Genomic DNA, 20,671 nt, shown 5'->3' with positions numbered 1-20,671 from the left:
ATTAAAGATCCAAATGTTTAAACAATTAAAACAAGCTTTATTTCAAGTTTTAGAATCTAGTCAGAAAAAGATAGATTTTAAAAATGTAAATTACTTACCAAGGTGGGCAATACTTTGTTTTGATAGTTTCATTTTAGTAATTTCTTTATTTTTTACTAAGATTATTGTAAGCAAAATTAAAAATGCAGCTTTTTTTAATTTAGGGTTTTCAAATGAGGAGCTTTTAATAGTTGTAATTAATGTCTTATTTTTTATACTATTTAGGACTTATGCTGGGCTTATTAGGCACTCAACCTTTATTGATGCTGCTAAGTTTTTCCTAGCGTCTTTAGCTACATTGCTTTCATCCTTAGCATTATACTACGGTTATTTTTATTTGGTTGGTGACGAGTTGTTTTCAATTCCTCAACTGTTTATATATTCCATCGTATCTTTTTGTGGTTTATTTTTATTCAGGATTTTGGTTAAACAAGTCTTTGAAGTTTACCAACGTTACAATGATGAAGAAGCAAGACTAAATGTTTTAATTTATGGTACCAGTGAAAATGCAATAGCAATAGCAAGTGCATTAAAATCGGAAAAACCTTCGCGATACAAGGTTTTAGGATTTATTGATAAGGATGGTAAAAATAAAAGTAAAGAAATATTAGGTCTACCAATTATTTATTTAAAACGTAAAACCGCAGTATTACTTAGGATATATAATGCACAAGCACTTATTATAGCAGATAGCTCCTTAACAAAAGAGGAAAGTATTAAAATTGTTGATAGCTGTTTAGAGTTTAACTACAAGGTTTTTAGAGCGCCTTTAATTTCCGATATAGAAAAAAACACTACACTTTCTAATCAAATTCAAAAAATACAAATTGAAGACATTTTAGAGAGAGAACCAATACAGTTAGATAATAAGTTAGTTGCAAAAGAAATTTTTAATAAATGTATTCTAGTTACAGGTGGAGCTGGTTCAATTGGAAGCGAAATTGTTAGACAAGTAGCTAGCTATAAACCCAGTAAACTATTAATTTTTGATCAAGCAGAATCGCCTTTATACGAAATTCAGCAAGAAATTAAACATGATTTTCCAGATCTAAACTTCGAAGCAATTATAGGAGATGTAAGAAAAGTAGATGTTTTAGAAGATGTTTTTAAAAAATATAATCCACAAGTAGTTTATCATGCAGCAGCATACAAGCATGTACCATTAATGGAAAAACACCCATCGGAAGCTATTTTTGCTAACATAATGGGATCAAAAAATGTAGCGGATTTATCTTATAAATTTAAATCAGAAAAATTTGTCATGGTCTCTACAGATAAGGCTGTTAACCCAAGTAACGTAATGGGAGCCTCAAAACGTATTGCCGAGATTTATGTCCAAGCCTTACAGGTTAAAGCTATGGCAGATCCTAAAAACAAAACTAATTTTGTAACCACTAGATTTGGAAATGTTTTGGGTAGTAATGGCTCTGTTGTACCATTATTTAAAAGACAAATTGAAGAAGGCGGACCTTTAACAATAACGCATCCAGATATTATTAGATATTTTATGACCATACCAGAAGCTTGCCAATTAGTTTTGGAAGCAGGAGCAATGGGTAATGGTGGAGAGATTTTTATCTTTGATATGGGAGAAGCTGTTAAGATAATTGACTTGGCTAAAAAAATTATTCGTTTAGCAGGTTTTGTACCTTATAAAGATATTGATATTAAAGTTGTAGGATTAAGACCAGGAGAAAAGTTGTATGAAGAATTGTTAAGCGATAAATCTACAACATTGCCTACTTATAATAGCAAAATCATGATTGCCAAAGTAGATAACTGTACACATACAGAAATTAACAAAGATGTAAATGAGTTATTTATTTTAGCTAAAGAAGACAATAAAAATGAAATCGTAAAAAAAATGAAGGATATTGTACCTGAATTTTTAAGTATGAATTCTGATTATGAGGTTTTTGATAAAAAGATAGTTTAAAAGAAAAAAAATAAATGAAAATAGCAGTAATTGGTACTGGTTACGTCGGTTTAGTAACAGGAACTTGTCTAGCCGAAACAGGAAACGAAGTACTTTGCATAGATATAGATCAGGAAAAAGTAAAACAAATGCAATCTGGAAAGGTGCCCATTTACGAGCCTCATTTAGATGTATTATTTGAAAGAAACATTAAAGCTAATAGGCTTAAATTTTCTACTAGTTTAGAAGAAGGATTGGAGCATGGAGATATCATTTTTCTTGCATTACCAACGCCAGAAGATGAAGATGGATCTGCAGATCTTAAATATATTTTAGGTGTAGCAGATAATATTGGAAAGTTAATACAGGACTATAAAGTCATCGTTGACAAAAGTACAGTACCAGTAGGTACATCTGATAAAGTAAAAGCAGCCATATCCAAAAATGCAAAAGTAGATTTTGATGTTGTTTCTAATCCAGAGTTTTTACGCGAAGGATTTGCTGTAGACGACTTTTTAAAGCCAGAGCGTATCGTTGTTGGGTCTAGTAGCGATCGTGCAACTAAGCTTATGGAAAAACTATATAAACCATATGTAAGATCTGGAAATCCAATTATTATAATGGACGAAAAGTCTGCCGAACTTACAAAATACGCTTCCAACTCGTTTTTAGCTGCCAAAATAACCTTTATGAATGAGATTGCTAACTTTTGCGAAAAAGTAGGAGCAGACGTAGATAAAGTTAGAATTGGTATGGGAACAGACTCTCGTATCGGAAAACGATTTTTATTTCCAGGGATTGGTTATGGTGGCTCATGTTTTCCTAAAGATGTAAAAGCATTACATAAGTCGGGATTAGATAATAATTACGATTTTAAAATTTTAGACGCAGTTATTAATGTTAATGCTAGACAAAAACTAGTATTAATTCCTAAGATAGAATCTCATTTTAATAACGATTTAAAAGGGAAAAATATAGCTGTTTGGGGATTAGCATTTAAACCAGAAACGGATGATATTAGAGAAGCTCCAGCATTATATATGATAGACGTATTGTTGGAAGCAGGATGTAATATTACAGCTTTTGATCCAGAGGCTATGCCAAATGTTAAACGTAAATTAGGTGATAAAATTAACTTTGCTGATAGTATGTATGAAGCATTAAACAATGCAGATGCATTAATTATTTCTACAGAATGGAGTATTTTTAGAACACCAGATTTTAGTAAAATGAAACAATTAATGTCCTCGTTTTCAATTTTTGATGGTCGTAATCTATATGACGTAAAAGATGTTGAAAATGAAGGATTTAAATATGTGTCAATAGGAAGATAAATGAGTCAAAAAAGAGTTTTAATTACTGGAGCAGCAGGATTTTTAGGATCACACTTATGTGACCGTTTTATAACTGAAGGTTATTTTGTTATTGGTATGGATAACTTCATCACAGGAGATCCTAAAAATATAGCACACCTGTCTTCAAATGCTAATTTTCTTTTTATACAACATGACGTTACAAATTTTATAAATATAGAAGGTGACCTAGATTATATTTTGCATTTTGCTTCACCTGCAAGTCCAATAGATTATCTTAAAATACCTATTCAAACACTAAAAGTAGGTAGTTTAGGGACACATAATTTATTAGGTTTAGCTAAAGCTAAAAATGCAAGGTTGCTTATTGCTTCTACTTCAGAGGTATATGGTGATCCATTAGTACATCCACAGACAGAGGATTACTATGGTAATGTTAATACCATTGGACCAAGAGGTGTATATGACGAGGCTAAACGTTTTCAAGAATCCATAACTATGGCCTATCATAGGTTTCATGGATTAGAGACACGTATTGTCCGTATTTTTAATACTTATGGACCAAGAATGCGACTTAACGATGGACGTGTAATTCCTGCTTTTATGGGACAAGCACTTCGTGGTGAAGACTTGACCGTATTTGGTGATGGTTTGCAAACGCGCTCATTTTGTTATGTTACAGACCAAGTAGAAGGGATTTATAGACTACTTTTAAGCGATTACGCAAACCCAGTTAATATTGGTAATCCACATGAAATTACCATTAAAGATTTTGCAGAAGAGATAATTAAATTAACAGGCACAACGCAAAAAGTAATTTATAAAGATCTACCTGTGGACGATCCCATGCAACGTCAACCAGACATAGCATTGGCTAAAAAGTTGTTAGGTTGGCAGCCTAAAGTAGGTCGTGCTGAAGGAATGAAAAAAACCTATGACTACTTTAAAAACTTAACGCAAGCAGAGCTTCATAAAAGCGAACACAAAGACTTTTCAAATTATAATAAGTAATTTTTTATGGAGTATAAACGCGGAAGGTACTCTTGGTTACTTAGACCTGCACTTATCATTTTTGACCTAGTTGTCATTAATGTACTTGCGTTTTACTTTTTTAACTTTAATCAATCAAGTCTTTACTATTTTGATATAGATCTATTGAATAACAAACACTTTTTGTATGTGGTGTATTCAATATTTTTCTGGATGATATCGACGTCTTTATTGCGGTTTTATGAGGTTTATCGTTACACTTCAAGTATCAATATTATATCATTAATTATAAAGCAATTTTTAGCTTTTGGTATTATCGTATATGCCTTTATAGGTGCTTTTAGAAGTATAGATACACCAGCTTTTACAACCCTAAAATACTTATTACTATCGTTTTTATTTATTAGTACTGCAAAACTAGTTAGCTATTATATTTTAAAATCGTATCGTTCCTTTTTAAAAGGTAATGTTAGACGTGTCGTTATAATTGGAAAGGATGAAGGTGCACAAGAGCTAAAACAATTATTTACTAAACGTAAAGAATTAGGGTATACCATTAAAGCGACCTTTGCAAATACAGATTCTAAAGCGTATACAGGAAATATTTCAGATAGTTTTCAATTTTTATCTAACGATAAGAGTATTGACGAGATTTATTGCGCAATTGATGAACTGACAGAGAAGCAAGTCAATGATTATGTCAAATATGCCGAGATTAACCATTGTAACATTAAGTTTATTCCAAGATCCAGCAAATTACTTACTAGTAGATTAAAAACAGATTATTATAATTACCTACCTGTATTATCAATGCCAGAGGTAACATTAAATAATGATTTTAATAAATTTATTAAACGCATTTTTGATGTTGTTTTTTCCTTACTTATTATAATTTTTATCTTATCATGGCTAGTCCCATTATTGTTTATTGTTATAAAATTAGAATCTAAAGGACCATTGTTTTATAAACATACACGTAACGGAATTAATTATAAAGAGTTTACTTGTTATAAATTTAGATCATTAAAAACTAATAAAACTATTGCAGGAACCTATATCACTCAAAATGATAAACGAGTAACTAAAATTGGTAAGTTTTTACGTAAAACTAGTTTGGACGAGTTTCCGCAATTTTACAATGTATTAAAAGGTGACATGAGTGTTGTTGGACCCAGACCACACATGCTATCTTATACAGATGATTATTCAAAAAAAATTGATAAGTACAATTTTATATTTAGACACAACGTTAAGCCTGGCGTTACTGGATTAGCCCAAGTCAAAGGTTATAGAGGTGAAATAAAAAATGACGAAGACATAATTAACCGTATTAAATATGATAATTTTTATATCGAAAATTGGTCACTAGTATTAGACATTAGAATCATTTTTCAAACCATGATAAACGTTTTTAAAGGTCAAAAAGAAGCCTACTAAACATGAAGCCATTAGTCTCTATAATAACACCAATGTATAACTCAGAAGCTTTTATAGATCAGACTATAAAAAGTATTTTAGGTCAGACCTATACTAATTGGGAGTTATGGCTAATAGACGACTGCTCAACAGATAACACCATTGCATTAGTAAAAAAATATGTTGCCATGCATGATAATATCCAATTACTATCAAATGCAACTAATGCAGGCGCAGCAATATCCAGAAATAAAGGTATTGAAGCTTCACAAGGCGATTTTATTGCTTTTTTAGATGCAGATGATTTGTGGATGCCTAATAAATTGGAAATTCAAGTTAATGTTATGCTAACCCAAAATTGTGATGTAAGTTTTAGTAGTTACAAACAGATTAATGAGGCAGGACAATCATTAAACAAGTTAGTAAAAGCATTACCACAACTCAGTTATAAAAAATATTTAAAAACTAATTACATAGGTAATCTTACCGGAATGTATAATGCCAAAGCCTTAGGTAAAATAACAGCGCCTAACCTACGCAAACGACAGGATTGGTTACTATGGTTGTCTGCCATCAAAAAGTCTGGTAAACCTGCTCTAGGTATCCAACAGCCATTAGCATATTATCGTGTCAGAGCAAACTCTATTTCTTCTAATAAATTAGAGTTATTAAAACATAACTATTGGGTGTATAAAAAAGGCTTAGGATTTTCAACAATAAAATCCATATACAGGATGGTTATTTTTATTTACGAACATTTTTTTGTTAAGTCAAGACTAATTGTATCTACTAAACAATAGTTTATGCACTGTATTTTGCTAAACATTTGATTATGTGTGGTTTTAACCACAACACAAAATGAGCGAAACATGTTGTTTTCGATAAATCGCAAAAAAAAACGATTAAAATATCAATATTTTATTTTTTAGATTTAGCTTCGGTTTGTTAATAGTATAATAGTTAAACGTTGTCAATTTTAACTACTAGCTAGAGACGCAAGATTAATCTCTAACAAGCACTTGTTTTTTTATTTTTTCGACAACTTATTACAAATTTAATAGCGACAACTATTAATTTAAATATCGACTAATAACTTAATTAATTATCAACCAGTTTAAACAATGTAACTGGTTTAATATTTTAGAAATTATGAAAAAATTAATTTTTGTTTTTGCACTTATGTTAATAACATCTTTTGCATCGGCTCATAACGATATTGTAAAATTGCCTTCTGTAGATAATTCAATAGAAAAAAATTCATTTTATGAATTTTCCTTCGATGGGATATATTTTAAAACTTGTAGCATTACTCACAACGTGGTTGATGCAGAAGGAAATTTAATAATGTCTGTTCATTATACCGTTACAATATCATCTGGAACTTGTAAAGGAGCTTCAAACGAATTAATTGACGACACTTATGAAACTTATAATGAATTATTCGGTTAATCTTTAATTAATCAGCAATGGTATATCTCATGATATACTATTGCTGTTTTAATAAATCAATCAATCATGAAAATTAAAATTTTAATTGCTTTATTATTTTCAATACAGCTTATAAGTGCACAAAATTCAGACAAAACAAGTCTGTCAGATTCGCTTAGCAACCAATACCAAATAGAATACACGGTTAATTTTAACAACTATGTACCAATTTCTAAAAAAGGAATTTTAATCCCATATTTAAAAGAAAATAAATCTAATTATTACGAAATTCCGCTTGATGAAGATCGCAAACAAAAGGATGATACTAATGATTCGGAGATAAACGAAACAATTGTTATTGGTAAAAAAAATGTTATAAAACGAAACTTTGTAAATCTTAATACACATAAGTTATCGTCTACAGAGAATATAACCTTTGATAGTAAAACGTATTTAGTAACGGAAGCACTTCCAAAACTAGATTGGGATTTAAGCCATCCAGATACCCTTAAAATTGGCACATATATGTGCAATAAAGCTACAACAAGTTTTAGAGGTCGAAATTATATAGCATGGTATACTAATGACATCCCAATAACTTTTGGACCATGGAAGTTTCATGGATTACCAGGTCTAATTTTAGATATGTATGACCAAACACATAAATACGAATGGATTGTTACTAAAATAACTAAAAAAACGATTAATGAAAAGACACTTAATCAAGACAAGCACGATGTAAACATTGGTTTAAAAGCATTTGTAGCGTTAAGAGAAGAGGTATTTAATAAAAAAATGAATAATTTAAAAAACAATCTTAAATCTAGACAAGGTAGAGGCACAACCGTTGGTTTTACCGACCATAGTAAAAGACAAGGACGAGAGTTGGTTTTTGAATGGGAGGATAACAAACAACAGTAATATTGAAACAACTACTTTTCATAACGCTTCTAGTATTGTCTCAAACCGTTTGTCGCTCACAAACAACATTGTCTGGAACTGTCTCAGATAGTAATGGCAGCTTATATTCCGTTAGCATAACTATAAAAGATACGTTATCTAATCGTGTTTTAAATTACACATATTCAGATAACAACGGAAACTATACCTTGGTTACCAAAAACCAAGGTCAGTTTAATATGGTTTTTAATGCATTAGGCTATAAAACCAAAACAATTCCATTAGTATTAGATGGTACTCAAAATAATAAAACCATAAACGTAGTTTTAGAAGAGCAACCTTTTACATTGGAAGAGGTTGTTATAAAATCAGAACGTCCAATGGTAATAAAAAAGGACACCATAACCTTTAAAACTAAATACTTTACAAGAGGAAATGAACATACAGTCGAGGATTTACTAAAAGTAATACCAGGTTTAAATATAGATAGCGAAGGCACTATAAAAGTTGGTAATAAAGAGATTGAAAAATTAATGATTGATGGTGACGATCTTTTTGAAAAAGGGTATAAAATATTATCCAAAAACATGCCTGCTTATCCTATTGAAACGGTCGAGGTGTTACAAAACTACTCCAACAACCACTTGCTAAAAGATATAGAAGTAAGCGATAAGGTAGCTTTAAACTTAAAATTAAACGAAAAATCAAAACGCATTTGGTTTGGTAATTTGGAGGCTAATATTGGTAACGATAGTTTTTATCATTATAAGGCTAATTTGATGAATTTTGGTAAAAAAAATAAATACTACTTTTTAGCCAATGCCAATAGTATTGGTTATAATGCTACAGGAGATATTCAACAATTAATTAAGCCTTTTAGACTTAATCAACCAGCAAGTACAGGCGATAATCAATCGGTAAGTAATTTAATAGGCTTATCGGTTTCCGATTCTAATTTTAAAAAAGAACGTACCAATTTTAATAATGCCGAGTTGGTGTCACTAAACGCCATATTTAATCCTTCAGATAAATTAAAAATAAAAACCTTAGGCTTTTTTAATTGGGATGAAACCTCTTTTTTTAGAAATCAAGTGGATAATATTATAACCAACACCAACAGTTTTACCAACACAGAAAATTATAAGCTGAATAATAAAAAGCAATTGGCTTTTGGAAAGGTGGATGTTATCTACAAGCCTTCTAAAACTAAAATGTTAGAGTCTACCACAAAGTACAATAGTGGTAATTATAATAATGATGCTAATTTAGTATTTAATGGTGTGTCTACACTCCAAAATTTAGAACAAAACACTACTTTTTTTGATCAAAAATTAAACTATACTAATAAATTTAAAGACCAAAAGGTAATGTTACTTACAAGTCGTTTTATTACCGAAAAAAAGCCACAAAATTACACCATAAATCAATTTTTGTATCAAGATTTATTTCCAGAGTATAGTACTGCAAATAATGTCTTTCAGGTTAGTAATAACCAAATGCAGTTTGTTGGTGTAAATGCGCATATTTTAGATCGTAAATCAAATGGACATTTATTAGAGTTGCAACTTGGTAATCAGTTTAGAGAGGATAAATTAAACACTAGTTTTACACTATTGGAAGATAACGTTCCGTTACATCAGCCAATAGAGTATCAAAACCAGACTAAATATCAGGTTAACGATTTATATTTTAAAAGCAAATACAAGATAAAACTAGATAATTTTGCACTAAGTGGTAACCTTGAAGCGCATCAGTTGTTTAATACATTAGGTAGTAACAATACGTCTACCCAACAAACTCCTTTTAATATTAATCCAAGTCTAGGTGCAGAGTGGACTATAAATAGTAATAATAAAATACAAACCACTTATAGTTACAATACGGCTAATGCCAAAGTGTTAGACGTGTACAGTAATTATGTGTTAACGGGATTTAGATCGTTTAATAAAGGAACAAATACGTTTAACCAATTAAAAGCCTCTAGTGTGATGCTTAATTATCAATTGGGTAATTGGGCAAATCGGTTTTTTGCAAACACCTTGCTGCTTTATACTAAAAATCATGATTTTTTGTCCACCAACACCCTAATTAATCAAAACTATACGCAAACACAGAAAACACTTATTAAAGACAGTCAGTTTTTAACTATTAATACCAAGTTTGATTACTATTTTAAGTTTATGTCATCTAACCTAAAATTAGATTTAGGTTACACCAAAAATGAATTTAAAAACGTCGTAAATAATTCTAATTTAAGAACAGTGGTGTCTAGTAATTATAATTATGGATTAGAGTTACGGTCTGCTTTTAAAGGGGTTTTTAATTACCATTTAGGTACTGCTTGGACAACAAATAAAATTGAAACCTTTGCCAATAGTAAGTTTACTAATAATCAATCTTTTATAGATCTTGATTTTATCTTTAATAAAAAGTTTGATGCAAAAGTAAAAACAGAACGTTATCATTTTGGGAGTTTAGATACAGATAATACCTATTATTTTTTAGATTTTGAAACGCAATACAAATTGATTGATAAAAAACTAACGCTAGGCATAACTGGTAAAAACTTATTTAATACCAAGCGTTACACTAGTTTTTCTATCAGCGATTTAGGATCTTCTACTACAGAGGTTAGATTACTACCACGTATGGTACTTTTAAAAGCAGAATATAGATTTTAATCTACAATCCAGACCTAAACTGTTTTAGTTTACCACTAACTTCCCGTTCCAAAACAGCTTTCTGTTCAAAAATCAAATTTAAATTAGGCTCAAGGTAGTTGTCAACTGCTAATTGTACTGCTTTTTGCTGCGTTTTACTTAAGGCTTCGGTAGCAACATAATCAATTTTAAAGGTATCAATTTCAATTTGTTCAATTATAAACTCTTTTACATTAGCTTCTTTGGTCATGACGGTTTTAGTCACATAATAAAAGGTTAAGCCTGCTGCAATTTTTCCGCTTCGAAGCGTAATAAAGTCACTTGTACGTCCTGTTAAGGATTCTAAAATTGGACGTTGTAATGTGCTTTTAGTGGACAACTGTCCTAAATCTCCAAGCTCATAACGTATAAAAGGGTGTGCACGATTATATAAATCGGTGACCACAATTTTACCTGGTTGACCATAAGGGACAGGTTGGTTGTTATTGTCTAAAATTTCGACATATAAATGGTTGGTATTTACTATCCAATTGTCGTCTTGGTCCTCAAAAGCAATAAGCCCTAATTCGGCTGCACCATATTCATTTACAATAGGAATATTAAATTGTGTTTCAAGCAGTTTTTTATCGTCATCAAATAGCATTTCAGAGGTGACAATACAAACAGTTAATGTTGGACAAACGTCTTTTAATACAATATTATTTCGTTTTAAAAACTTTGCAAATTGTACGATAGCACTAGTGTAACCATTAATGTAATTAAATTTTGTACGTTTAAATTTATGTAATACTTTATTTAAAGCAGCATCACTTAAATCAAATACCGAAAACCTAAAACGGTTACCTAACCAATCCTTTAAACGTTCTTTATAATACCCATTGGTATCTAACGGAATGCCATAAAAACGCGCTTGTTTTGAGGTGTTTAAATCTATATTAAACCAACTATAACGTTGCATAAACGTCACCCAAGTCATAGCATGTGCAAAATTGTCTTTAGCAAACTCAAAAGGGGTTCCGGAAGATCCTGAGGTTTTATGCTTATGTACGGTTTTTAAAGTATACTTATCGGATAATCTATTAGCTAAAGGTTGTTGCAAGTTAGCTTTGGTTAACACAGGTAAGGCACTCCAATCTTTGGTGTCAATCCCTTGACATAAAGTGTTGTAAAATGGTGTGTGTTCTAAATGAAACGCAACAATGGCTTGTAGTTGCTTACTTAGGTAATTAGCATAATCAGCTTGTGTAAACCCATCAATAATAGCTTGTGTTTTTTTAGCTTCATTAACAGGAAATCCTTTTAACCGTAAAGACCATTCAAATTGTTTCAATGCAATAGATTTTCTGTAAAATAAAGAAATAAAAAACTATTGGATTTAAAGTCAATCAAATTCTTTTAAATAATTATTTTTGTGGAAACAACAACAACACAACATTACTACAATGAATATTTTAATTTTAGGATCAGGAGGAAGAGAACATACAATTGCATGGAAGCTTAAACAAAGCCCAAAATGTAGCTCGCTTTTTGTAGCACCAGGAAACTCTGGAACAGCACAAATAGCTAAAAATGTACCTGTTAGTGTAACCGATTTTGAAGCCATAAAAGAGGTGGTTTTAAATAATAAAATTACTATGGTAGTGGTTGGTCCTGAAGATCCTTTAGTATTAGGTATTCATGATTTTTTCTTAGCAGATAACGCACTTAAAAACGTAGCGGTTATTGGACCACAACAAGCAGCTGCAACTTTAGAAGGTAGTAAAGAGTTTGCAAAAGAGTTTTTATATAGACATAACATACCAACAGCAGCTTACCAAAGCTTTAATAAAGACACTGTGGAAGATGGTTACGCGTTTTTAGAAACCTTAAATCCTCCATTTGTGCTTAAAGCAGATGGATTAGCAGCAGGTAAAGGTGTTGTTATTTTAAATGATATTGATCAGGCTAAAGCCGAATTAAAAAGCATGCTTGTGGATGCTAAGTTTGGGCAAGCAAGTACTAAAGTGGTTATCGAAGAATTTTTAGACGGAATAGAGTTAAGTTGTTTTGTGCTAACCGATGGTAAAAATTATAAAATCCTACCAACAGCTAAAGATTACAAACGTATTGGCGAAGGTGATACTGGCTTAAATACAGGCGGAATGGGAGCAGTGTCTCCAGTTCCTTTTGCTAACCAAGCCTTTTTGGATAAAGTCGAAGCGCAAGTGGTTAAACCAACGATTGCTGGTTTGCAAAAAGATAATTTACCATACAAAGGGTTTGTATTTATTGGATTGATAAAAGTAGGAGATGAGCCTAAGGTTATCGAGTACAACGTGCGTTTAGGTGATCCTGAAACGGAAGTCGTATTGCCAAGACTTAAAAACGATTTAGTAGAGGTTTTTCAAGCAATTGCTAATCAAACTTTGGATCAAATTACTATTGAGGTAGACCCAAGAGCAGCAACTACAATTATGTTAGTATCTGGTGGTTATCCTGAAGCTTATGAAAAAGGAAAAGTCATTACAGGTCTAGAAAATATTGAAGACTCTATCGTGTTTCATGCAGGAGCACAAAATAAAGATGGAGGTATTGTAACCTCAGGTGGTCGTGTTATGGCAATAACTAGTTATGGCGATACGTACCAAGAGGCCATAAAAAAATCTTACCAAAGTATAGATAAACTAAACTTTGATAAGATGAATTATAGAAAAGATATAGGTTTTGACCTATAAGTTTTATAAATATGAGTGTGAAGAGATACTTTTATCTTCTTCGTTGTTAGCTGCATAACCTTTTAATTGTAACATCCAATAAACAAACGCTACAAAACCAATGATGATAAATATCCAAGACATAAAGTTTGCTGCCCACCAGCTTTCTAGTTCTAAGGCTCTTAATGCGTCATAAGGAGCAAATAATACGTCAACAAAAAGGCTTGCTATAGCTTCAAAAAAATCTTTCATAATTATATAATAGTATATTTATAGTACAAAAATACAAAAAGAGTTAATGATTACAACAATTTTTAGCAAATCCAAACCAATTAATTTTTTAATTGTTTTTAGTATCACACTAATTGCTTTTTTATTGTTGCCTTTTAAGTACCCAAATTTGGTTAATGCTGAAACGTCCATTTGGACCAATATCGCTGTTTTTATTTTAGTGTATTTGTCTATATTACTGCTTAACTTTATAGTTACTAAAAACTTATTATCGCAACAAAATAACTACGAAATTTTATTATTTGCGCTGTTTTTTTTGGCTATTCCGCAAGCCTTTTTGGACTATAAAATTGTAGTCTCTAATTTTTTTATATTACTCACATTAAGACGTTTAATAAGTGTTAGGTCAAAAAAAGATGTAATTAAAAAGCTATTTGATTCAGGGTTTTTAATTGCTATGGCGTCGCTATTTTATTTTTGGGCTATTTTGTTTTTCCCGTTGCTGTTTATTGCTATGTTGTTGTTTTCAGAGACTAACGTAAAATATTACTTGGTTCCGTTTATTGGTTTTGCAACAGTTGTTGTTTTGACTATTAGTTTTTCGATAGTAGTTTACGATGATTATTTTTTAGCACTAAATATAAATCCAGCAGTTAATTTTGACTTTAACAGCTATAATTCGGTACAATTTATAACAGCAATAACCATGTTGTTATCTTTTGGGATCTGGTCGTCTTTGTTTTATTTAAAAGATATTAAAAAGAAAATGAGAAGTTACCGACCATCTTATAAAATCTTGTTTTTAGCTTGTATTTTTGCTAGCATTATAGCAGCATTTGCACCACAAAAAAACGGAAGCGAACTCTTATTTCTTTTTGCACCTTTAGCTGTAATAATTACCAATTACATTGAAACTATTGAAGAAAAATGGTTTAAAGAATTGTTTTTAGGATTGTTATTAGTTATTCCAATAGCCCTATTAGTGTTGTAGTTTGGCACCAAAAGCTAAATCGCCAGCATCTCCTAATCCAGGAACGATATAACCTTTATTATTTAAGCTTTTATCTATTGCAGCAATCCACAGATTAGTGTCTTCTGGTAAATTATTTTTTAAATAATCAACACCAGGTTCTGCACCAATTGCAGCTACAATATGCACGTTTTTTGGTTTTCCAAAAGGCTCTAAAGCTTTGTAAGTTGCAATTAAAGATTGTCCTGTGGCTAACATAGGATCTGCTAGTATTAATGTTTTACCAGTAAGGTCAGGACAGGCTAGATACTCGACAACTATTTCAAAAGATTCAGGATTATCTAAATGGTGTCTGTAAGCAGATATAAATGCATTTTCTGATTTATCAAAATAGTTTAGTAAACCATTATGTAATGGGACTCCAGCTCTAAGTATTGAACATAAAACCACATCGTTTTTTGGGGTTTCAGTCATTATTGTTGCTAAAGGAGTTGTTATAGATCTAGTTTCAAACTCTAAAGCCTTACTTAATTCGTAGCCTAAAATTTCTCCAATACGCTCAATATTTCTTCTAAAACGCATACTGTCGTTTTGGACAGAAACGTCTCTGATTTCAGCAATAAATTGATTTAAAATAGAATTTTGTTCAGATAGATTATGAATATGCATGATAATTTTTTCTTTAAAAAGTAAAGTTACTCTAATATTTAAAAAGCCAAAACGCGTACAGCCTAAAATTCAGTTTAAATTATGTAATTTTACAGTCTTAAAAATAACAATATGTTTACAGATACAGCAAATACAATATTCCAGGACGTTATAAAAAAGTACCATATCATTAATACGGTAGACCAACCGTTTACCAATATTTATGACAAAAGCACGCACTTATTAGAGCACCTATTGTACCGTAAATGTTGGATAGATACTGTACAATGGCATTATGAAGATATTATTCGTGATCCACAAATTGATCCAGTTGCAGCATTAACTTTAAAACGTAAAATTGATGCCTCTAACCAAGACAGAACTGATATGGTAGAATATATTGACAGCTATTTTTTAGAGCAATATAAAGATGTAACACCTAAAAGTGATGCAACTATTAATACTGAAAGTCCAGCTTGGGGAGTTGATAGATTGTCTATCCTTGCACTAAAGGTTTATCATATGGAAGAAGAAGCAACTAGAGCAGATGCATCTGAAGCGCATAAAGCTGCATGCCAAACTAAATTAGATATTTTATTAGAACAACGTGTGGATTTAAGTACTGCTATAGATACCTTATTATCAGATATCCAAAATGGTGATAAATACATGAAAGTGTATAAGCAAATGAAAATGTATAATGACGACGAGCTTAACCCTGTTTTAAGAAATCAGAAATAAAAACGTGCACTTGTAATTTTAGCACGTGTTTTTAGTATGTCCAAAATACCAAAGCATATCTTAGTAATACGTCTCTCTGCAATGGGAGACGTTGCTATGACTGTTCCTGTTTTACAAGCCTTAACGCAACATTATCCAGACCTTAAATTAACTGTTTTAACCCGTCCGTTTTTTGCTCCTTTTTTTAGAGATTTAAAAAACGTTGAGGTTTTTGCTATTGATTTAAACAAACAGCACAAAGGTGTTTTTGGATTATATAAACTATCCAAGCAACTAAAAGCATTACAAATAGATGCTGTTGCAGATTTACATAATGTTTTAAGAACTAAGATTTTAAAGCTTTTTTTCTTCGGAAAAAAATTTAAACAAATAGATAAAGGTCGAAGCGAAAAGAAAGCACTAGTTAATGGGCAAAATTTTCATCCTTTAAAAAGTACACACCAACGTTATGCAGACGTTTTTAAAGCGTTAGGTTTTAAGCTTAGTTTAGATAACCCAAGTTTTCCTGGTAAACAACCACTTCCTAATGCAATCTTAAACAAAGTAAATAACCAAAACACCAAGCAATGGATTGGTATTGCTCCTTTTGCACAATATACATCCAAAATGTATCCATTGGATCAGATGCAAGAGGTTATTAATATATTAAAGGAGAGTTATATTATTTTTCTGTTTGGTGGTAAAGCAGATCAAGCTAAACTAGACTCATTGGCAGCAAATAGTGATGCTGTAATAAATGTTGCAGGGCAACATAATTTAGACCAAGAGTTAGATTTAATATCTAACTTGGATGTAATGATAAGCATGGATTCTGGTAATGCGCACTTGGCAGCTATGCTTGGTGTTAAAGTGATTACTATTTGGGGAGTTACGCATCCATATGCAGGTTTTGCAGCATTTAATCAGCCTAAAAGCTATAATATTACACCAGACAAAATGCTGTATCCTAAATTACCGACTTCTATTTATGGTAATAAATATCCAGAAGATTATAAAAATGTGGCTGGAAGTATATTACCTAAACAAATTACAGAAAAGGTTGCTGCTGTTTTAAACGCATAAAAAAAACCTCAATTTCTTGAGGCTTTTAGATTTTAACTACTAATATAAAATTAATATCATCCCTTAAACTAACAAATTTCAGTGTTATAATCTGTGTCAAAGATATCTGATACTATACTAGTTTTATTTTTTGAAGGTCAGATTTAGATGTGATTCGGTAAAAGGTATTAAAAAAACGTTTAAATGTTTATTTTGGCTTATACATCATCATAATCAACTACCAATGTAGGTGTTGTAGGATGTGCTTGACAGGTTAAAATTAAACCTTCAGCCACTTCGGCATCTGTAAGTATGTTGTTTTGTCTCATTATTGCTTGACCATCTGTAACTCTTGCAATACAGCTACTACAAACACCACCTTGACAAGAATATGGTGCATCTAAGTCTTGTTTTAAAGCAGCTTCTAATACAGTTTGTTTTTGAGACATTGTAAAGGTCTCTGACTCGTCATCCACTGTTACTGTTATTTGTGTATTACCATCAGTTGCTTCTACAGTGGTTGTTGTATTTTGTGTAGCAGCAGTAAATAATTCAAAATGAATAGTATTTTCGGCAATATTATTTTCAACTAAAACCTCTTTTACTGTGTTAATCATTGCTTCTGGACCACAAAGGTAAAACGCGTCAATTGTTACGTGTTTATATTTGTTTTTTACAATAAGGTTAACGGTACTTTTTTCGATACGTCCAAATAAGGCGTTCTCTTCTTGAGATTGGCTATATAAAAACTGTACATAAAAACGCTCTGGATATTGATGGTGTAAGGCTAAAATATCTGCTAAAAATATAGTGTCATTAACCGTTTTGTTACCGTAAACTAATATAAAGTGGCTTTTAGGTTCTTGCTCTAATACTGTTTTTGCAATACTTAAAATTGGTGTAATTCCGCTTCCTGCTGCAAATGCTGCAATAGTACGTTCCTCGGATGCTTTTGGTTCAAAAACAAAACGTCCTTGTGGTTTTGCAACGTCTAATGTGTCACCAGCTTTTAAACTGCTGTTGGCATAAGTACTAAAGGTTCCGTTTGGTACTGCTTTAACCGCAACGGTTAGTATTCCGCTTGACGGAGAAGAACATAATGAGTAATCACGTCTTACTTCCGCGTCGTTAATTTTAGTTTTTAGTGTAATATATTGACCTGCTTTAAAGGCATAGTCTTGTTTTAAATTATCAGGTACAGCAAAAGTCAACGTAACACATTGGTCTGTTTGACGTGTGATATCCGAAATAGTTAGTGTATTAAATTGAGACATGGTTTAAATTTTTATGTAAAAATAATGAAGCTTTACCGTTTTGCCTTCTGTTTAGAAAAAAATTAATACATAAGTTTATTATGCATAAGAAAATTATGTATGTTTGTAATATGGCAAATTCAAAATTATATAAGGGTAGTCTGACCACAATTATTTTAAAGCTTTTAAATGAAAGTGAAAAAATGTACGGTTACGAAATGACGCAAAAAGTGAAAGCAATAACTAAAGGTGAACTTAATATTACCGAAGGTGCTTTGTATCCTGCTTTGCATAAGCTGGAAGCTGAGGGATTATTAGATGTCGAGGTCAAAAAAGTTGATAATCGTTTACGTAAATACTACAAGCTTACTGAAAAAGGCAATAAAGAAACGGTTAGTAAATTGGAGGAACTTAAGGATTACATTAAAACCATGGAAACGTTTATGAATCCTAAATTAAGCTTGGATTAGTATGAAGTTGAGTAAAGAAAACATACAATTTATAGATACTTATTTAGAGAATTCTGAAATCCATTTTGCAGATATTAGAATGGAAATGGTGGACCACATTGCTTCTGCATTAGAGGCTGAATTAGAGTTAAGCAATGAATTGTCTTTTTATGATGCTTTTAAAGCGTACATGATTAGTAATAAAACTAGATTATTACACGATAATGAGGGTTTTTTAAGAAACACTTACAATAGTTTATTGAAACTAATTTGGATAAATATGCTAACCATTAATAGTCTTTTAGTGTTTTTAGGTGTCATAATTAGCGCTCGTTTATTTATTAATAATTTTGGTTTTGAAACCATTGAGACTGCTGTTTTTAGTTTTCCATTACTGTCATTTATTGTCTTAGGATTTGTTTATTTAGTTGTATTAAGGGTATTTAATTATGATCGATTTTCTGGTGTAGAGCGTATTGGATTTGTATATGTGTTTTTGTTTCAAGTGGTTAATGCTTTGCATTTATTAACGAAGTATCACGCTGAATCAGAAAGTGGTCATTGGATTGCAGTAGGAGTGTTTGCAATATCTTGTACACTGATTTATACGTTTGTAAAAACAGCTGTTAGTATTATGATAAACTACAAAAAGGAATATAAAAGACTTGTTTAATAATGAAGCTAACTAAAAACCAAATAAACCAAATTGATAACTACCTAATTAAACTTAAGGTAAAGTATGTAGATGTTAGATTGGAGCTTATTGATCATTTAGCTTCAGATTTTGAAGCATCTAATAAAAACCAACAGTTAGAAGATTATCTTAAATCTAAAATAGATTTTATTCAAGATTTTGAAAAGAAACGTCAAAAAACAATCCATTGGAGTTATCAAAGAGAAATGTGGAGACGTTTGGCTATGTTTTTTTATAAGCCTAACTATCTTCCCTTTACTATAGTATTTGGATTTGCAGTGTATTGGATGCAGCAGTTTCAGCCAAATAAAGTATTTACTTTAATACTTATAGTTAGTCTGTCAATTATACATTTTTGGGCGCTTATAACGGGTTTTTCTCATCTTAAAACTTTTAAAAAGTTGCAAATGGCACAGCCTTTATATTCAATAATGGCTTTACCATCTTTATTTTTATACACTATGGGAGCAGCTAAACCATGGTTAGAAAACCAATATTTTTTTATCGCCTTTTGGTTTTTAGCAATTTTATTTAACATTGCTGGAGGCATCGAGTTGCGTAACAAAAAGAATAAGATTTTAGAGTATTCAAAAACTATTATCTAAATCATGAATTTAACCAAAGACCAAATACAATATATAGATACCTATGTTGAAAAAAGCGGTATAGAATGGTTTGATTTGAAAATCGAATTGGTGGATCATTTGGCTGACGCTACTGCTCAAATTTTAGAAGACAATCCGAAGTTGCCTTTTGAGGATGCAGTAACAAAAGCGAAAATAGCTTTTGGGACAAAAGGCTTCAGACCGTTAATAACTAATAGAACTAAGCAAATTGAAAAATCTTTTTATAAAAGGGTTTTTAAGTACCTAATATCCTTTTTTAGTTTGCCTAAAATTATTATTACAGCAGCTTTAATGTATGTATTAATCACCCTTTTTAATGTTGTTGAGGTTAAAGTATACTTTTTTAATAGTTTAGTAGGTGTATTATTTGCTTTTACTATCCTTTCATTTTGGTGGTCTTATAGACGTAAAACAATAGACAATAAAAAACATTTGTCATTAAGTTATATGCAATCCGTTTCACAGTTTGTAAACCTGTTGGCTCAGTTATTTAGTTTATCTCTAACACTTTTTAAATCAAGTTTAATTGAAGGTCAAGGCGTACTTTGGTTTATTGTTTTGTGGGTGATTTCTTTTCTATTTTGTATTGCGTCGGAAGTTGTGTCAAGATACATTTATAAAGACCAAAAAGCATTGTATTATCAATATAAAATAGCAGCATAAT

At 31.1% G+C, this 20,671-nt stretch carries 20 protein-coding genes; 16 read left to right on the top strand and 4 right to left on the bottom strand.

Going from position 1 to position 20,671, the window contains the following annotated elements; translation table 11 throughout:
- Positions 1 to 13: 13 nt before the first annotated feature.
- The 8 genes from V6251_RS08015 (at position 14) to V6251_RS07980 (ending at position 10,682) form a co-directional block, all read left to right on the top strand.
- The gene (locus tag V6251_RS08015) at positions 14 to 1,975 is read left to right on the top strand and encodes a polysaccharide biosynthesis protein (protein WP_341587787.1); all 1,962 of its coding nucleotides are present in this window, start codon (positions 14 to 16) and stop codon (positions 1,973 to 1,975) included.
- A gap of 14 nt (positions 1,976 to 1,989) precedes the next feature.
- Complete coding sequence (locus V6251_RS08010; RefSeq protein ID WP_341587785.1) at positions 1,990 to 3,288, top strand: UDP-glucose dehydrogenase family protein; 1,299 nt, start codon at positions 1,990 to 1,992, stop codon at positions 3,286 to 3,288.
- Positions 3,289 to 4,278, top strand: coding sequence for a UDP-glucuronic acid decarboxylase family protein (locus V6251_RS08005; protein WP_341587783.1), 990 nt, complete (start codon positions 3,289 to 3,291; stop codon positions 4,276 to 4,278). It begins immediately after the preceding gene.
- Between the two features lie 6 nt (positions 4,279 to 4,284).
- Positions 4,285 to 5,694: an exopolysaccharide biosynthesis polyprenyl glycosylphosphotransferase gene (locus V6251_RS08000; RefSeq protein WP_341587781.1), complete on the top strand. Its 1,410-nt coding sequence runs from the start codon at positions 4,285 to 4,287 to the stop codon at positions 5,692 to 5,694.
- Positions 5,695 to 5,696: 2 nt separating this feature from the next.
- Entirely contained in the window at positions 5,697 to 6,473 is a 777-nt protein-coding gene (locus tag V6251_RS07995) for a glycosyltransferase family 2 protein (protein WP_341587779.1), read from the top strand.
- 349 nt (positions 6,474 to 6,822) lie between these two features.
- Positions 6,823 to 7,122, top strand: coding sequence for a hypothetical protein (locus V6251_RS07990; RefSeq protein WP_341587777.1), 300 nt, complete (start codon positions 6,823 to 6,825; stop codon positions 7,120 to 7,122).
- A gap of 66 nt (positions 7,123 to 7,188) precedes the next feature.
- A complete protein-coding gene (locus tag V6251_RS07985) occupies positions 7,189 to 8,022 on the top strand; it encodes a GLPGLI family protein (protein ID WP_341587775.1) in 834 nt (277 codons plus the stop codon).
- Positions 8,023 to 8,024: 2 nt separating this feature from the next.
- Positions 8,025 to 10,682 carry a carboxypeptidase-like regulatory domain-containing protein gene (locus V6251_RS07980; RefSeq protein ID WP_341587773.1) on the top strand — a complete coding sequence of 886 codons (2,658 nt, stop codon included), beginning with the start codon at positions 8,025 to 8,027 and terminating at the stop codon, positions 10,680 to 10,682.
- A gap of 1 nt (position 10,683) precedes the next feature.
- Here the strand turns inward: V6251_RS07980 and V6251_RS07975 are convergent, their stop codons facing one another.
- Positions 10,684 to 11,991: a phenylacetate--CoA ligase family protein gene (locus V6251_RS07975; protein ID WP_341587771.1), complete on the bottom strand. Its 1,308-nt coding sequence runs from the start codon at positions 11,989 to 11,991 to the stop codon at positions 10,684 to 10,686.
- Between the two features lie 112 nt (positions 11,992 to 12,103).
- On the opposite strand from V6251_RS07975, the gene purD reads away from it, so the two are divergent.
- Positions 12,104 to 13,375 carry a phosphoribosylamine--glycine ligase gene (purD, locus tag V6251_RS07970; RefSeq protein WP_341587769.1) on the top strand — a complete coding sequence of 424 codons (1,272 nt, stop codon included), beginning with the start codon at positions 12,104 to 12,106 and terminating at the stop codon, positions 13,373 to 13,375.
- A 3-nt stretch (positions 13,376 to 13,378) separates the two neighbouring features.
- On the opposite strand, the gene V6251_RS07965 is transcribed toward purD, so the two are convergent.
- Positions 13,379 to 13,606 carry a DUF6341 family protein gene (locus V6251_RS07965; RefSeq protein ID WP_341587768.1) on the bottom strand — a complete coding sequence of 76 codons (228 nt, stop codon included), beginning with the start codon at positions 13,604 to 13,606 and terminating at the stop codon, positions 13,379 to 13,381.
- 46 nt (positions 13,607 to 13,652) lie between these two features.
- Here V6251_RS07965 and V6251_RS07960 point away from each other — a divergent pair, with 46 nt between their 5' ends.
- On the top strand, positions 13,653 to 14,576 hold the full coding sequence (locus V6251_RS07960; protein ID WP_341587767.1) for a DUF6427 family protein: 924 nt from the start codon (positions 13,653 to 13,655) through the stop codon (positions 14,574 to 14,576).
- On the opposite strand, the gene upp is transcribed toward V6251_RS07960, so the two are convergent.
- Positions 14,565 to 15,224 carry a uracil phosphoribosyltransferase gene (gene upp, locus V6251_RS07955; protein ID WP_341587765.1) on the bottom strand — a complete coding sequence of 220 codons (660 nt, stop codon included), beginning with the start codon at positions 15,222 to 15,224 and terminating at the stop codon, positions 14,565 to 14,567. The two genes, V6251_RS07960 and upp, sit on opposite strands and share 12 nt — an antisense overlap.
- 111 nt (positions 15,225 to 15,335) lie before the next feature.
- On the opposite strand from upp, the gene V6251_RS07950 reads away from it, so the two are divergent.
- Positions 15,336 to 15,944 (top strand): DUF4254 domain-containing protein, encoded by a 609-nt coding sequence (locus V6251_RS07950; protein ID WP_341587764.1) that lies wholly within the window; start codon positions 15,336 to 15,338, stop codon positions 15,942 to 15,944.
- 36 nt (positions 15,945 to 15,980) lie between these two features.
- Positions 15,981 to 17,006: a glycosyltransferase family 9 protein gene (locus tag V6251_RS07945; protein ID WP_341587762.1), complete on the top strand. Its 1,026-nt coding sequence runs from the start codon at positions 15,981 to 15,983 to the stop codon at positions 17,004 to 17,006.
- Positions 17,007 to 17,203: 197 nt separating this feature from the next.
- Here V6251_RS07945 and V6251_RS07940 read toward each other — a convergent pair whose 3' ends face one another.
- Complete coding sequence (locus V6251_RS07940; RefSeq protein ID WP_341587760.1) at positions 17,204 to 18,259, bottom strand: ferredoxin--NADP reductase; 1,056 nt, start codon at positions 18,257 to 18,259, stop codon at positions 17,204 to 17,206.
- 110 nt (positions 18,260 to 18,369) lie between these two features.
- Between V6251_RS07940 and V6251_RS07935 the strand changes: the two genes are divergently transcribed.
- From V6251_RS07935 to V6251_RS07920, 4 genes are read left to right on the top strand one after another with little or no spacing between them, the layout of a single operon-like run.
- Positions 18,370 to 18,708 carry a PadR family transcriptional regulator gene (locus tag V6251_RS07935; RefSeq protein ID WP_028282474.1) on the top strand — a complete coding sequence of 113 codons (339 nt, stop codon included), beginning with the start codon at positions 18,370 to 18,372 and terminating at the stop codon, positions 18,706 to 18,708.
- 1 nt (position 18,709) lies between these two features.
- Positions 18,710 to 19,360: a hypothetical protein gene (locus V6251_RS07930; RefSeq protein ID WP_341587758.1), complete on the top strand. Its 651-nt coding sequence runs from the start codon at positions 18,710 to 18,712 to the stop codon at positions 19,358 to 19,360.
- Between the two features lie 2 nt (positions 19,361 to 19,362).
- A complete protein-coding gene (locus tag V6251_RS07925; RefSeq protein ID WP_341587756.1) occupies positions 19,363 to 19,986 on the top strand; it encodes a hypothetical protein in 624 nt (207 codons plus the stop codon).
- Between the two features lie 3 nt (positions 19,987 to 19,989).
- Entirely contained in the window at positions 19,990 to 20,670 is a 681-nt protein-coding gene (locus V6251_RS07920; protein ID WP_341587754.1) for a hypothetical protein, read from the top strand.
- The last annotated feature ends 1 nt before the right edge of the window (position 20,671 follow it).

This window comes from Olleya sp. Ti.3.14 (assembly GCF_038154885.1).
Lineage (GTDB): Bacteria > Bacteroidota > Bacteroidia > Flavobacteriales > Flavobacteriaceae > Olleya.
The sequence above is the reverse complement of the archived record's forward strand: the minus strand, read 5'-3'. Positions and strand labels throughout refer to the sequence as shown.